The 15,718-nt window shown below is 39.1% G+C and carries 13 protein-coding genes; all 13 read left to right on the plus strand.

What is annotated here, in order from left to right; translation table 11 throughout:
- Nucleotides 1-21: 21 nt before the first annotated feature.
- The 13 genes from gpr to deoC all read left to right on the plus strand — a co-directional run bounded on the left by gpr (nucleotide 22) and on the right by deoC (nucleotide 15,712).
- Nucleotides 22-1,122: a GPR endopeptidase gene (gene gpr, locus AC6CHS_RS01670; RefSeq protein WP_498233723.1), complete on the plus strand. Its 1,101-nt coding sequence runs from the start codon at nucleotides 22-24 to the stop codon at nucleotides 1,120-1,122.
- Nucleotides 1,123-1,229: 107 nt separating this feature from the next.
- Entirely contained in the window at nucleotides 1,230-2,405 is a 1,176-nt protein-coding gene (gene spoIIP / locus AC6CHS_RS01675) for a stage II sporulation protein P (protein WP_498233724.1), read from the plus strand.
- Between the two features lie 3 nt (nucleotides 2,406-2,408).
- Nucleotides 2,409-2,732, plus strand: a complete 324-nt coding sequence (locus tag AC6CHS_RS01680; RefSeq protein WP_498233725.1) for a hypothetical protein — start codon at nucleotides 2,409-2,411, stop codon at nucleotides 2,730-2,732.
- A 554-nt stretch (nucleotides 2,733-3,286) separates the two neighbouring features.
- Entirely contained in the window at nucleotides 3,287-5,095 is a 1,809-nt protein-coding gene (gene lepA / locus AC6CHS_RS01685) for a translation elongation factor 4 (protein ID WP_498233726.1), read from the plus strand.
- 75 nt (nucleotides 5,096-5,170) lie between these two features.
- Nucleotides 5,171-6,328 carry a radical SAM family heme chaperone HemW gene (hemW, locus tag AC6CHS_RS01690; RefSeq protein WP_498233727.1) on the plus strand — a complete coding sequence of 386 codons (1,158 nt, stop codon included), beginning with the start codon at nucleotides 5,171-5,173 and terminating at the stop codon, nucleotides 6,326-6,328.
- Nucleotides 6,329-6,479: 151 nt separating this feature from the next.
- Nucleotides 6,480-7,511, plus strand: a complete 1,032-nt coding sequence (hrcA, locus tag AC6CHS_RS01695; protein WP_036572495.1) for a heat-inducible transcriptional repressor HrcA — start codon at nucleotides 6,480-6,482, stop codon at nucleotides 7,509-7,511.
- Between the two features lie 81 nt (nucleotides 7,512-7,592).
- The gene (grpE, locus tag AC6CHS_RS01700; protein ID WP_498233728.1) at nucleotides 7,593-8,174 is read left to right on the plus strand and encodes a nucleotide exchange factor GrpE; all 582 of its coding nucleotides are present in this window, start codon (nucleotides 7,593-7,595) and stop codon (nucleotides 8,172-8,174) included.
- A gap of 30 nt (nucleotides 8,175-8,204) precedes the next feature.
- Nucleotides 8,205-10,046 carry a molecular chaperone DnaK gene (gene dnaK / locus AC6CHS_RS01705; protein ID WP_498233729.1) on the plus strand — a complete coding sequence of 614 codons (1,842 nt, stop codon included), beginning with the start codon at nucleotides 8,205-8,207 and terminating at the stop codon, nucleotides 10,044-10,046.
- Between the two features lie 270 nt (nucleotides 10,047-10,316).
- Nucleotides 10,317-11,444 carry a molecular chaperone DnaJ gene (gene dnaJ / locus AC6CHS_RS01710; RefSeq protein ID WP_498233730.1) on the plus strand — a complete coding sequence of 376 codons (1,128 nt, stop codon included), beginning with the start codon at nucleotides 10,317-10,319 and terminating at the stop codon, nucleotides 11,442-11,444.
- 105 nt (nucleotides 11,445-11,549) lie between these two features.
- A complete protein-coding gene (prmA, locus tag AC6CHS_RS01715; RefSeq protein WP_498233731.1) occupies nucleotides 11,550-12,488 on the plus strand; it encodes a 50S ribosomal protein L11 methyltransferase in 939 nt (312 codons plus the stop codon).
- Between the two features lie 329 nt (nucleotides 12,489-12,817).
- Nucleotides 12,818-13,588: a 16S rRNA (uracil(1498)-N(3))-methyltransferase gene (locus AC6CHS_RS01720; protein ID WP_036572504.1), complete on the plus strand. Its 771-nt coding sequence runs from the start codon at nucleotides 12,818-12,820 to the stop codon at nucleotides 13,586-13,588.
- Nucleotides 13,576-14,922 carry a tRNA (N(6)-L-threonylcarbamoyladenosine(37)-C(2))-methylthiotransferase MtaB gene (mtaB, locus tag AC6CHS_RS01725; RefSeq protein WP_498233732.1) on the plus strand — a complete coding sequence of 449 codons (1,347 nt, stop codon included), beginning with the start codon at nucleotides 13,576-13,578 and terminating at the stop codon, nucleotides 14,920-14,922. The genes AC6CHS_RS01720 and mtaB overlap by 13 nt, the downstream gene beginning before the upstream one ends.
- 118 nt (nucleotides 14,923-15,040) lie before the next feature.
- Nucleotides 15,041-15,712 (plus strand): deoxyribose-phosphate aldolase, encoded by a 672-nt coding sequence (gene deoC, locus AC6CHS_RS01730; RefSeq protein WP_498233733.1) that lies wholly within the window; start codon nucleotides 15,041-15,043, stop codon nucleotides 15,710-15,712.
- The last annotated feature ends 6 nt before the right edge of the window (nucleotides 15,713-15,718 follow it).

Genomic DNA, 15,718 nt, shown 5'->3' on the forward strand with positions numbered 1-15,718 from the left:
AGTTCTGAAAGGATGAGAGACATGAAGGAGCAACAAGATAACGTATTTCAAGTCCGTACAGACCTTGCCATTGAAGCAAAGGATATGTACGTGGAAAAGGATCAATCTGATGAAAGAAAGCTAACAGGGGTGACTATTAAAGAGAGAGAGCAAGACAACATAAAGATATCCTATGTTGATATAGACGAAGAGGGCGCCAAAATGCTTGGAAAGAAACCTGGTTCATACATTACAATTTATGCTGATGGTGTAAAAAAACAGGATACAGCCAGGCAGGAAGCAGCAGCTAAAATTTTGGCGAAGGAGTTAGAAGAACTAATTGCTAAAAATAATATAGGGCCAGACAGTACTGGTTTAATTGTAGGGTTAGGTAATTGGAATGTTACCCCAGATGCACTAGGACCGATGACAGTTGAAAAAATACTAGTGACGAGTCACTTGTTTAAGCTTCAGCAGGAAACAGTCTCAGAAGGGTATCGCCCTGTTGCTGCAGTTACACCAGGAGTGATGGGTGTAACAGGTATAGAAACGAGTGATATCATCTTTGGGATTGTGGAGAAATTAAAACCGGACTTTGTTTTAGCAATTGATGCATTAGCTTCACGCTCTATTGAAAGAGTAAATGAGACAATACAGATATCTGATACCGGGATTCATCCAGGTTCAGGAGTGGGGAACAAAAGGAAAGAACTAAGTAAAGATACGCTCGGTGTTCCGGTAATGGCCATAGGTGTTCCAACAGTAGTAGATGCCGTAACTATTACTAGTGATACAATCGATTATATTTTAAAGCATTTTGGCAGGGAATGGAACGAGAAAGACAGACCTTCTAAAGCGCTCGCGCCAGCTAGCATGAATTTTGGTACCAAAAAATTTTCAGAAGAAGACCTTCCAAATGATGAACAAAGGCAAACCTTTCTTGGTATTGTCGGCACATTATCTGATGAAGAAAAGCGGAAATTAATTACAGAAGTGCTGACACCGATTGGTCATAATCTAATGGTAACACCTAAAGAAGTAGATGGATTTATGATTGATATGGCAAGTGTAATTTCTAATGGCGTTAATGCAGCACTTCATGAAAAGGTCAATGTCGACAATTTCGCTTCCTATTCGAGATAGGGAAATGACTCTCTATTAAAGTTATTGCATTCTAAAAGAATTAGTTCTACTTCCGAAACACCGCTCATAGAGTGAACTATAGAGTCGGATTTCGGGAGGTTAGATGTATGCTGCGGAGAAATAGAGGGATACAGACTTTATATAAAAGAGGTGGGCTATACTTGCTCGGTATCATCGTATTATTTATTGGTATCGGGATACTTACCACCATAAAGCCAGCTTACCGACTATCATCAGAAGTCATTACCAATTTGACCAGTGATATCGATAGCTCTACCTTCCTCTATCTACTTGGAATGGAAAATAGAGTCTATAGAGAAGCGTATCCAGATGATAAAAGGATGCCAAAAATATCTTCAGCATTATTGCAAGTTGCAACTAGTGTAAAACCAAATGATCCAAGAAGCCTCCTTGGCAATGAACTACCTGGATTTTCGGAGTTCGACAGTCGTATTCTAATCGCTGGGGAAGGCACTAACTATACAAATTTACCAATGGAATCCTCTCCTCCTTTAGAGGATGTTCTAAAAGATCGTGATGCAGTAGTCAAAGAAACTGAAGAAGACGAAGAAGTGGAGAAGGAGAAAAACGAGGAAACAGAAGATACGCCTACCACAGGTGATCGAGATGTCGTTTATATATATAACACGCACAACAGAGAGTCCTTTTTGCCGCACCTTCCTGGTGTTACAGATCCAAATCAGGCAAGTCACAAAGAAGTTAACATAACGATGGTGAGTGATCGTCTTGCGGAATCATTAGAGAAAAACGGTATTGGAACAAGTGTAGATGATAGTGACATTATGAGTATACTGAATGGCAAAGGCTGGGGATTTGGAAAGTCATACGATGCTTCTCGGGAAGTGGCAGCAGAGGCGCTGGCAACAAATAAAGAGATCCAGTACGTCTTTGATTTGCATCGTGATTCGATAGGAAGGGAAAAAACAACCAAAAAGCTAAATGGAGAGAATTATGCCCGAATTATGTTTGTAGTTGGATTAGAGCACCCAAATTATAAAAAGAATCTAAAAGTCGCTAGGGCACTTCACGATCTAATAGAGAAAAAGTACCCTGGTCTAAGCCGTGGGGTAATTACAAAAGCTGGCGCTGGTGTGAATGGTATATATAATCAAGATCTTACGGAAAATGCATTGTTAGTGGAGGTTGGTGGAGTGGGAAATAATATGGATGAGCTTTACCGATCAGCCGATGCAATTGCCGATGTGTTTAGTGAATTTTATTGGGATGCAGAAAAAGTTGATGCCGATGCGGAGGGAGAGTAATCGATGTTACGTTCAATCGTTGTCTTGTTATTGCTCGCTGTCTTTTTCCTTACGGGGATGCTATATGGCCTGAATAAGGACGAAGCAATAATCCTTGAAGAACCGAAAGCAGAACAGCATGATGAAGCTAAGGAAGAGCTACCTGTTTCGGGGAATGAGAAAGAGAAAGAGACAGAAGAGTCACCTGACAATTCTGCTACCTCTCTCCAAATGGAAGAACCAACAAATCTCACCCAAAAGACGGCTTCCATAATGGAGGCCGGTGTCAAAGGCTTTTATGAAGCAATTGTACAGATTATGTACCAAATATCACAGATCTTTTTTTAGGGGGGAGCAAGGATGCTTACAACATCTTTGCTTTTTTTGTTTGTAAGAGGATGCGTTTAACACTTGCTTCCGTTCAATACTAGCGAGACTTTCTCACTTAGCAAAGAAGATTTGTTATAGATTTCAGTCAGAGACTTTCTTTCTCCATTTTACAAGTAAAGGTGATGATGCTTTGTTCCTATTTCGATATTTCTTGAATATAAGACAGGCTATTGCTATAATCAATGCTAGCCCTTATCGTTGTTAGAAGTGGAGCTTTTAAGAGGTTGCTCCATCCGAGTTATAGATTATTATTTGATAGTGAACTAAAAGGGGATTCATAATCCTTATATAAAGTGAAACTTCAATCAGTGGGGTTTCATTCTTCCCCCACTGATTGTTAGTTGAGCGAATCGGGGTGTTAGCGTCCGTTTACTCCCACTAAAAACTTACGGTTTCACCTCATGTTTTGAAGTGGGAGTCTTACGGACGGTTGCACCGGGATAAATTACAGCGATAAATTTGGAACTTTTATCTAATTTAAGATAAAAGGCGTGTAGGAGTGAACACCAATAATGGCAAAAAAACAGAGAAATGTCCGTAACTTTTCAATTATCGCCCATATTGACCACGGTAAATCTACGTTGGCTGATCGGATTTTGGAAAATACCAAAGCGATAACGCAACGTGAAATGAAGGATCAGTTACTGGACGCAATGGACCTTGAAAGAGAACGCGGTATTACAATTAAATTAAATGCAGTTCAGTTGGAATATACAAGCAAAAGTGGAGAAGAATTTATATTTCATCTAATTGACACCCCGGGGCATGTGGATTTTACATATGAAGTTTCTAGAAGTTTGGCTGCCTGCGAAGGAGCGATCCTTGTAGTGGACGCAGCCCAAGGGATCGAAGCACAGACGTTGGCGAATGTTTATCTAGCGTTAGATAATGAACTTGAAATAATTCCAGTCATTAATAAGATTGACCTCCCAAGTGCGGATCCAGACCGGGTGAAGCAGGAATTGGAAGATGTTATCGGCATTGATCAAGACGATGTTATTCTAGCAAGCGCCAAATCAAATATTGGCATTGAAGACATTTTGGAACGGATTACTGAAGCAGTTCCTGCGCCAGCGGGAGATGTTGAAAAACCCCTTCAAGCATTGATTTTCGATTCATTGTATGATCCGTATCGTGGGGTTGTTGCCTATGTATGTATTAAAGAAGGGTCTGTAAAAGTTGGAGACAAAATACAGATGATGGCAACCGGAAAAACATTCGAAGTGAATGAGCTAGGTGTTTTCGGACCAAAGCCTATTAGTAAAAAGGAACTTACAGTAGGAGATGTTGGTTTCCTAACAGCCTCCATTAAAAATGTTGGGGATTCTAGAGTTGGGGATACCATTACACTTGCTAATAGACCTGCTGCAGAACCATTACCAGGCTACCGAAGACTGAATCCTATGGTATTCTGTGGTCTTTATCCTGTCGATTCGAATGACTATAATGATCTTAGAGAGGCGCTTGAACGACTTGAATTAAATGATTCTTCTTTACAATACGAACCTGAAACGTCACAGGCATTAGGCTTTGGTTTCCGCTGTGGTTTTCTTGGTCTATTGCATATGGAAATTATTCAGGAACGAGTTGAAAGAGAATTTAATATTGATTTAATTACGACTGCTCCTAGTGTAATCTATGAAGTTGAGCAAACGAATGGGGATTTGATGGAGATAGATAATCCATCGTTAATGCCAGACCCTCAACAAATAAGTCAAATTCGAGAGCCATTCGTCAAGGCTACGATAATGGTACCTAATGAATATGTGGGCGCGGTTATGGAAATAACGCAGAAAAAGCGCGGGCAATTTATTGATATGGAATATTTAGATGATATTCGCGTTAATGTAGTATATAACATTCCTTTGTCAGAAATAGTGTATGATTTCTTTGATCAACTAAAATCTCAAACAAAAGGGTATGCATCTTTTGATTATGAGTTAATTGGTTATAGAGAATCTACATTAGTTAAAATGGATATTCTTCTAAATGCAGAAACGATTGATGCGCTTTCCTTTATTGTTCATCGTGATTTTGCTTATGAAAGAGGAAAGCAAATTGTCGACAAATTAAAAGAACTTATTCCACGCCAGCAATTTGAGGTCCCTGTTCAAGCGGCGATTGGTAATAAAATCGTAGCCCGTTCCACTATTAAAGCAATGCGTAAAAATGTGCTAGCTAAATGTTACGGTGGGGACATATCACGGAAACGTAAGTTATTAGAGAAACAAAAAGAGGGTAAAAAACGAATGAAGATGGTAGGCTCTGTTGAAGTGCCACAGGAAGCATTTATGGCCGTCTTACAAATGAATGATGATTAATCGTAAAGGGAGGGAGAACTTGTGGGTGTTAAAGACTGCAGGTTTCCCTTTTCCTTTTACACTGGAGGATTTACATTGAAAAACGAAATTCAATCGGTTTATATTCATATTCCGTTCTGTGAGCAGATCTGTCACTATTGTGATTTCACAAAGTTTTTCTTTAATGAAAAGCTGGCTACAGAGTATATAGAGGCATTAGCAAATGAAATTAATACGAATGTACCAGGTGAGAAAAACAAAATTAAAACGATTTTTATCGGCGGAGGAACCCCTACTGCATTGACTTTAACGCAGCTTACATCCCTATTAAAAATTATTGATACAAAATTTGATGTTTCAAGTTGCGAAGAATATACGATTGAAGCAAATCCAGGTGATTTTGATGAACAAAAGATACAGCTTCTTGCAGCATACGGTGTCAATCGCATCTCTCTAGGAGTACAGGTGTTTGATGACCAAAAGTTAGAAGAACTGGGGCGACTGCATAAGATTAAAGATGTTTATCAAACTGTAGACAGATTAAAACAACATGGTTTCTCAAATATAAGTCTTGATTTGATTTATGCTTTGCCGAACCAGACGGTAGACCAGTTCAAGGGGTCTTTAGAAGAAGCTATGTCTTTCGGACTTCCACATTTGTCTACCTATGCTTTGCAAATCGAACCTAAGACAGTTTTTTATCAGAAGCATAAAAAAGGGAAGCTTCATCGCCCAGCACAGGAAGAAGAAGTAGACATGTACCATTTATTAAGGGAGACGACGAAAGCTTATGGGATTGAGCAGTACGAAATAAGTAATTTTGCGAAACCAGGCTACGAAAGTAAGCATAATTTAACCTACTGGGGTAATGAATATTATTATGGCTTTGGGGCTGGTGCATATGGCTATCTTCCAGGTAAACGATACGGAAATATTAAACCACTTCCAGCTTATACGAAGCAAGCAATGAAAGATGGCCGCCCAATTCTTCATGTAGATACTATTACTAGGAAAGAAAGAATTGAAGAAGAAATGTTCCTAGGTCTTCGTAGAACGAAAGGGGTAAGCAAAAAGCTTTTTCAAAATAAGTTTGGTATTGCCCCTGCAGATCTTTACAGTAGTTCGATTGAGGAGCTTATTCGTAGAGATTGGTTGGCTGAAGATAAAGACTGGGTGCGTCTAACAGATGACGGTCTTCTTCTTGCAAACGAAGTATTTGAACGTTTCTTACTTGACGATCCGGTTACGATATAAGAAATGAAGAAAACCAATCTTTTTAAAATGTTGGTTCTTATGTGGGATTTTCAATTTCTGAGGCATGGTCGTTGACAAAAAAAATATGATTTGATAATTTAATATTAGAATTAGCACTCGCGGCTAGAGAGTGCTAACAGGGGTGATCATCATGTTAACAGAAAGGCAGTTATTAATACTACAAGTCATTGTTGATGATTTCATCGAGTCAGCTCATCCTGTTGGGTCTAGAGCTATTTCAAAGAAAGAGCATATACCATTTAGTGCTGCAACAATTCGCAACGAAATGGCAGATTTAGAAGAGCAAGGCTACCTGGAAAAGACACATTCTTCCTCTGGGAGAGTTCCATCTGAAAAGGGCTATCGCTATTATGTTGATCATTTGATTTCTCCTGCGGGGCAAACTCACAAGGGGAATGTGATCAGCCATATGTTAAAGGATGGGTTTTTCGAATTTGAACAGATTGTTCAAATGTCAGCCGAAGTACTGTCTGAATTAACCAACTATACATCCATTATTTTGGGGCCGGAATTATTCGAAACGAAGTTGAAGCAAGTACAGTTGATTACGTTATCGGCACATACAGCTGTAGCTATCCTTGTTACGAATACAGGTCATGTTGAACACAGATCGTTTTCCATTCCGGCTGAAGTAAACCCATCAGATTTGGAAAGAATGGTAAACATCTTGAATAATCGGCTGCATGATGTTCCTATTTTGAAGCTGCAAGAGATTTTCAACACAGAAATTGCAGCTATGATGAAGATGTATGTAGAGGATTTTGATCGTTCCTATGATTACCTTAAAGCAGCATTTTTGTCAGATCACCCGGTCAAACTTTATATTGGTGGTAAATCTAATATTTTAAGACAGCCTGAATTTAATGATGTGGATAAAATCCGCTCTTTCTTTACCATGATGGATAAAGAAGAAGAAATAATTAGCCTGCTCAAACATACAGACCATGGTATTAATGTCTCGATCGGGAAAGAAAACGAAGTAGATGCAATTAAAGATTTCAGCTTAATTACCTCCTCCTATCAGTTAGGGGATGGGCAGCTTGGAACGATTGCATTACTAGGTCCGATGAGAATGGAATACAAAAAGGTCATTTCGCTGCTGAACATTGTATCGAATGAAATGACAGATGCATTGTACATGTGGTATAAAAACAATGAGTAAACAGTTGAAGGCAGACCATTTTATCTACAGTACATGAAGTGGTATAGTTTAACAGGATGATTTAATAGGAGGTGGCACATAGTGGAAAGCGAAGATAAAAACGTTATAAATGAAAATGAAACCGAAAATAATGAATCAGAACATATAGAAGTGATTGATTCAGAAGAAAGCATCATGGAAGAAGCTGGAAACGCAGGAGAAAGTCCGGACCCCTTACAACAAGAAGTGGACAAACTAAAGCAAGAAAAAGATGAAGTATACGGACGCTTTTTGCGATTGCAGGCTGAATTCGATAATTTTAAGAAAAGAACACAAAAAGAAAAAGAAGCTGATCGCAAGTACAAATCACAAGACTTGGTAAATGATTTGTTACCTGCGGTTGATAACTTTGAAAGAGCCCTTCAGGTAGAAAGTTCTGAAGAAAATGCAAGCTTAGTTGAGGGAATTACAATGGTTTATCGTCAACTTAAGGATGCGTTGAAGTCAGCTGGTGTGGAAGAAATTGAAACAACTGGCAAGGAATTCGATCCTAATCTTCATCATGCTGTAATGCAAATTGAAGATGCTGAATTAGAAGCGAATACCGTAGTCGAAGAGCTACAAAAAGGTTATATGCTTAAAGATCGTGTTATTCGACCAGCAATGGTTAAAGTGAATAAATAAAGAGAAGCGCAGTTAAGGAGGAAATGGAAGATGAGTAAAATTATTGGAATTGATTTAGGTACTACTAACTCATGTGTGTCTGTAATGGAAGGTGGAGAAGCAGTTGTTATTCCTAACCCGGAAGGCAACCGTACTACACCATCTGTTGTATCTTTTAAAAATGGTGAACGTCAAGTAGGGGAGGTTGCGAAACGTCAAGCAATCACTAACCCTAATACGATTCAATCCGTTAAGCGTCATATGGGAACAGATTATAAAGTTAAAATTGAAGACAAAGAATATACACCACAGGAAGTATCAGCAATTATTCTTCAGCATATTAAATCTTATGCAGAAGATTATATTGGTGAGAAGGTAGAAAAAGCTGTAATTACTGTACCTGCATACTTTAATGATGCAGAGCGTCAAGCAACAAAAGATGCTGGTAAGATTGCTGGATTAGAAGTAGAGCGTATTATCAATGAACCAACTGCTGCAGCACTTGCATATGGTATTGATAAAGAAGATCAAGATCAAACTATCCTAGTTTACGACCTTGGTGGCGGTACGTTTGATGTATCCATTCTTGATATTGGTGATGGTACATTTGAGGTTGTTTCAACTGCAGGTGATAACAGACTTGGTGGGGATGACTTTGATAATGTAATAATTGATTACATGGTTCAAGAATTCAAAAAAGAAAATGGCATTGATCTTTCCAAAGATAAAATGGCGACACAACGTCTTAAAGATGCAGCTGAAAAAGCGAAAAAAGATCTTTCTGGTGTGTCTCAAACACAAATTTCACTACCGTTTATTACAGCTGGTGAAGCAGGTCCACTTCATTTAGAAATGAACATGACGCGTGCTAAATTTGAAGAGCTTTCTTCAGAATTAGTTGAGCGTACAATGGTACCTACAAGAAAAGCATTGCAAGATGCAGATCTTTCATCAAATGAGATTGATAAAGTTATCCTTGTTGGTGGTTCTACACGTATCCCAGCAGTACAAGAGGCAATCAAACGAGAAATCGGTCAGGATCCTTCAAAAGGAGTTAACCCTGATGAAGTTGTAGCATTAGGTGCAGCAATTCAAGGTGGCGTACTTCAAGGTGATGTGAAAGATGTTGTTTTACTTGATGTAACACCACTATCTCTTGGTATTGAAACAATGGGATCTGTCTTTACAAAATTAATCGAGCGTAATACAACAATTCCAACAAGTCATTCACAAGTATTCTCTACTGCTGCTGACAACCAAACAGCTGTTGATATTCATGTATTGCAAGGTGAACGTGAAATGGCTGCTGATAATAAAACACTTGGCCGTTTCCAACTAACAGATATTCCACCAGCACCAAGAGGAGTACCTCAAATCGAAGTATCCTTCGATATTGATGCTAATGGTATTGTTAATGTACGTGCTAAAGATATGGGTACGAATAAAGAGCAATCTATTACCATTAAATCTTCTTCTGGTCTTTCTGACGATGAAGTAGAAAAAATGGTTCAAGAAGCAGAAGAAAATGCTGAAGCTGACAAAAAACGCCGTGAAGAAGTAGAGTTGCGTAATGAAGCAGACCAGCTTGTCTTCATTACTGATAAAACAATTAAAGATCTTGGAGACAATGTATCTGAAGAAGAAAAACAAAAAGCAGAAGCTGCAAAAGAAGAATTAAAAACTGCATTAGAATCTGATGATCTTGATCAAATTAAAGAGAAAAAAGAAGCATTGCAGGAACAAGTTCAACAGCTATCTGTTAAGATGTATGAGCAAATGCAAAAAGATGCAGAAGCTCAACAAGGTCAAGAAGGCCAAGAAAACAGCGGCGATGATGTAGTAGATGCTGACTATCAAGAAGTAGATGATGAAGAAAGTAAAGAAAATAAATAATGCAGGATATCTCGCTATAATAAAAATATAGTGGGAGAGAGATCTTACCCTGTAATCCAAAGTCAAAGTCAGGATTCTCTTGGCTTTGACTTTTTTACACATTGAGAGAGTAAAAATATCACCTATATAGGTTTTTGTTATTTCAAGTGTTCAGATTCATTTTGTGAGTAAATGCGGTTCTTTCAGAAAGCCAAAACCGATTTGCCATGCGAGTTAACTTGATGATATGATAAAATTTATGCAATAGTGTGTGTCGGGAGAGTGATGGAGTTGAGTAAGCGAGATTATTATGACGTTCTTGGGGTAAGTAAAGAGGCTCCAAAAGAAGAAATAAAGAAAGCTTATCGTAAATTGGCAAGAAAATATCATCCAGACGTCAATAAAGAAGCAGATGCATCAGAAAAATTTAAAGAAGCAAAAGAAGCTTATGAGGTGCTCAGTAATGAGCAGAAACGTGCTCAATATGATCAATTTGGTCATGCAGATCCTCAAGGACAGGGGTTTGGAGGATTTGGCGGTGGAGCACAAGACTTTGGTGGGTTCGGAGATATCTTTGATATGTTCTTCGGCGGCGGGGGTAGACGAAGAGACCCCAATGCACCGCAACAAGGCGCTGATTTACAATATACCATGGTCCTCGATTTTAAAGAGGCCATATTTGGCAAGGAAACAGATATTACAATTCCTAAAGAAGAAAACTGTGATACATGTAATGGGTCTGGAGCTAAACCTGGGACTAAAACAAAAACATGTTCGCACTGTAACGGTTCTGGACAGTTAAATATGGAACAGAACACTCCTTTCGGTAGGGTTGTAAACAAACGAGTTTGTAATTACTGTAACGGTACCGGTAAAATAATTCCTGAAAAGTGTAATACTTGTGGAGGAAATGGAAAAGTCAAGAAGCATAAGAAAATCCATATTACAATACCAGCCGGAATAGATGAAGGACAGCAAATTCGAGTTTCTGGTAAAGGAGAAGCAGGCGTAAACGGAGGACCTCCAGGCGATTTATATGTCGTGGTTCAAGTGAGAAGAGATGAATTCTTTGAACGTGAAGGAGATCATATTTTCTGTGAACTGCCACTAACCTTTACACAGGCTGCACTTGGGGATGAAGTAGAAGTTCCAACGGTTCATGGAAATGTAATGCTTAAAATACCAGCCGGAACCCAAACAGGAAAAACTTTCCGCATGAAAGGGAAGGGGGCACCAAATGTTCGTGGTTATGGACAAGGTGACCAACATATTAAAGTCAAAATAGTTACTCCTACGAAATTAACTGAGAGACAAAAAGAATTATTAAGAGAATTTAATGATATAGCTGGGAATGAAGCTACAGATGAGCAGGAGAGTTCTCTGTTTCAGCGGTTTAAAAAAGCTTTTAAAAGTGAATAGCGGTGCGTTAAGCACCGTGTACATATTATGAGAATAGGAAAGATTGAAAGCTGTTGCTTCAAAAACAAAGTTTCTTAATTTCTCAAGAGAAATGGGTGAGCGGTAATGAAATGGTCAGAGGTCTGCATTCATACAACAAATGAAGCAATTGAGCCAATATCTAACATTCTTCATGAAACAGGGGCAAGTGGCCTGGTGATTGAAGACCCAATGGACTTAGTGAAAGCACATGCGACTCCATTTGGGGAAGTATTTGAACTTGACCCTTCTGAATATCCTGAGGAAGGGGTCTATATTAAGGCATACCTTCCAGTCAATAGTTTTTTTGGAGAAACAGTTGAGGAGATTAAACAGGCAATTAATGAATTAATGCTTTATGATATTGACCTAGGAAAGAACCAAATCTCTCTAAGTGAAGTAAATGAGGAAGAGTGGGCTACTGCTTGGAAAAAGTATTACAAGCCTGTTAAGATCTCAAAAAGAATTACAATTACACCAACTTGGGAGGAATATGAACCTGTATCAAGTGATGAGATTATCATTGAATTAGATCCAGGTATGGCATTTGGTACAGGTACCCACCCAACTACGGTTTTAAGCATCCAAGCCTTAGAGCAATTTTTAGCAGAAGGAGATAACGTGATCGACGTTGGTTCAGGTTCAGGTGTGTTGAGTATTGCTGCTGCTTTGTTAGGAGCAGAAAAAGTAGATGCCTTTGATTTAGATGACGTAGCAGTGACGAGTACACGATTAAATGCCAAGCTAAATAAGTTAGGGGAGAAGATACATACAAAGCAAAATAATCTTCTTGACCACGTGAACGACCAAGCTGACGTCATTGTGTCGAACATACTCGCTGAAATTATTGTTCGCTTTGTTGATGACGCTTGGAGAAATTTGAAGCCAGGTGGCTACTTTATTACTTCAGGAATAATTCAAAATAAAAAGCAACTTGTAAAAGATAAATTAGAGGAACAAGGCTTCACAATTATCCAAGTCAATGAGCTAGAAGACTGGGTCTCCATTGTAGCAAAAAAAGCATAGAGCGCCGCTAAGAAACATAGCGACTGGAGTGAATTAACTGAGATAAAGGAATCTTGCCCCTGCAAAAGGGGTATGTCGGCGTTGGCCGCAAAGGCCGTTTTTAGTCGACCCACTTAAATCTCGAACTGAAGATGACTTTCACCTTCCAGGCATAAGTGCGACTAAGCTTCTGGTTAACACCATTCAGCAAGTCTTCTATATGGCAAGGCGATTTACGAAGTAGCCTAGTTTCTGGCGCTCGGAGCTAGACAATAAAAAAAGCATAGAGCGCCGCATGGAGTTAAATATAAGAAGATAAGAATAGTAACATGGAGGTAGGTGTGTAAGGCATGCAGCAATACTTTGTTCCTGAGGAAAATTGGCAAGCTGAATCCGTAACAATTTCCGGTGATGATGTCCATCATATTAACAGGGTTGTCCGTCTAAAAGCAGAAGATGAAATAATTTGCAGCCACCCAGCTGGACATGCCGCACGCTGCATTATAGCTTCCGTTGAGTCAGACGCTGTTCATGCTACCGTGATAGAGTGGCTAGACAATTCTGTTGAACTACCAGTTGATGTTACCATTGCGCAAGGCTTACCCAAAGGAGATAAATTAGACCTTATCATTCAAAAGGGAACCGAGCTAGGTGCCAAAGCTTTTATACCTGTTCAGGCTAAACGTTCTGTAGTAAAGTGGGACGATAAAAAACGTCACAAGAAAAAAGAGCGGTTTGAAAAAATAGCGAAAGAAGCAAGCGAGCAAAGCCATCGAAACCTTATCCCTGAGATAAAAACAATTTTGTCATTATCAGAGCTAATCGACGAAAGCAAACAATATGATGTAAAAATTTTTGCCTATGAAGAAGAAGCAAAAACAACCAATTACCAATCGTTTAGTACGATTTTGCAGGGGATGAAAGAAGGGCAAAAATTGTTAGTGCTCATTGGTCCTGAAGGTGGTATTTCGGAAGATGAAGCAGAACAGTTAAAAGAAAGTGAATTTAGTCCCGTTCGTTTAGGGCCGCGTATTTTACGTACTGAAACAGCTGCCCTGTATATGCTTGCGAGTGTTTCTTATCATTTTGAAGAATTGAGGTGGAATGAATGCCAACAGTAGCATTTCATACATTAGGATGTAAAGTGAATCATTATGAAACAGAGGGGATTTGGCGAATGTTCATGGATAACGGCTATGAGCGAGTGGATTTCGACCATGACTCTGATGTTTATGTAATTAATACTTGTACTGTAACCAATACAGGAGACAAAAAAAGCAGACAGATAATCAGACGTGCAATTCGGAAAAATCCGGAAGCCATTGTTTGTGTAACGGGGTGTTATGCGCAAACTTCTCCTGGTGAAATCATGGAAATACCTGGAGTCGACGTTGTTGTCGGCACACAGGACCGTAAGAATATGATTAAATACATCGAAGAACATAAACAGACTCGTGAACCAATTAATGGTGTCACCAACATAATGAAAAACCGTGTTTTTGAAGAAATGGATGTTCCTGAATTCACTGATAGAACACGTGCATCACTGAAGATTCAGGAGGGTTGTAATAATTTCTGCACCTTCTGTATTATTCCTTGGTCTCGAGGCTTACTTCGTTCAAGAGATCCTGAAAGTGTAATTAAACAGGCGCAGAACTTAGTCGATGCTGGTTACAAAGAAATTGTGCTAACAGGAATTCACACAGCAGGGTATGGGGAAGACCGTAAAGATTATAACTTTGCAATGTTGCTTAAAGATCTGGAAACAAAAGTGGAAGGGTTAAAGCGTATCCGCATTTCTTCAATCGAAGCCAGTCAAATTACAGACGAAGTAATTGAAGTTTTAGATCAATCCGAAAAAATCGTTCGTCATTTGCATATTCCCTTACAATCAGGCTCAGATACTGTTCTTGCCAGAATGCGTCGGAAATATTCTAGCGATTTTTATAAAGAGAAGGTTATGAAAATACGTAAAGCCTTGCCAGGACTTGCAATTACATCCGATGTTATTGTTGGGTTCCCGGGTGAAACGGATGAAGAGTTCCAAGAGACCTATGCGTTTATTAAAGAAATTGGATATTCTGAGTTACACGTATTTCCTTTTTCCAGAAGAACGGGTACACCTGCCGCAAGAATGGACAACCAAGTGGAAGAGGATGTTAAAAATGACCGTGTCCACAAACTCATTGAGCTATCTGACCAGCTAGCAAAAGAATATGCTTCAGAATTTGAGAATCAGGTACTTGAAGTAATACCGGAAGAGCGAGTCCATGATGAAAACAATCCGGAAATGCTTGTAGGTTATACTGACAATTATCTTAAAGTACGTTTTGAAGGAACACACGATATGATAGGAAAGCTTGTTCGAGTAAAAATTAACCAATCCGGCTACCCATATAACGCGGGAACCTTTGTTAGGGTGATGGAAGATGCTCCAACAGTAGCAGCGAAATAAAAAACCGGTCTGCGGACCGGTTTTTCTTATTCGTTGTTTCTCATAAAATTAGATTTCTACTATGCTACATGATATTATGGAAGAAAAGCACGTGCTGCAAAAGAGGAAGGATGACACGATGAGTAAAAATTTAGCAAGCTATATAGATCATACCCTATTAAAACCAGCTACAACACAAGAACAAATTGAAAAAATTGTAGAAGAAGCAAAAGAATACCACTTTGCATCTGTTTGCGTAAACCCATATTGGGTTCCGCTTTGTTATAAACATTTAAAAGACACGGATGTAAAGGTGTGTACTGTAATTGGCTTCCCACTTGGTGCTAACTCCACACAGACAAAAGTATTTGAAACAAAACAAGCTGTTAGCGATGGGGCAACAGAGGTAGATATGGTAATCAATGTTGGTGAACTAAAAGCTAAACATGATGATCTGGTAAAAACAGATATTCAAGCAGTTGTTGAAGAAGCTAAAGGAAAAGCGTTAACGAAGGTTATTATTGAAACATCCTTGCTAACTGACGAAGAAAAAGTACGCGCATGTAAGCTTGCAAAAGAGGCCGGAGCTGATTTTGTTAAAACATCCACTGGTTTTTCTGGGGGTGGAGCCTCAGTAGAGGACATTAAACTTATGCGCGAAACGGTTGGCCCAGATATGGGTGTAAAAGCTTCCGGAGGTGTTAGAGACCTAGCTTCCACGGAGGCGATGATAGACGCTGGTGCAACTAGAATAGGCGCAAGCGCTGGGATTGATATCATTAACGGTAATACTGGGACTTCCGACTATTAAAGTTTT

It is taken from the genome of Oceanobacillus sp. GQ8, assembly GCF_059758495.1.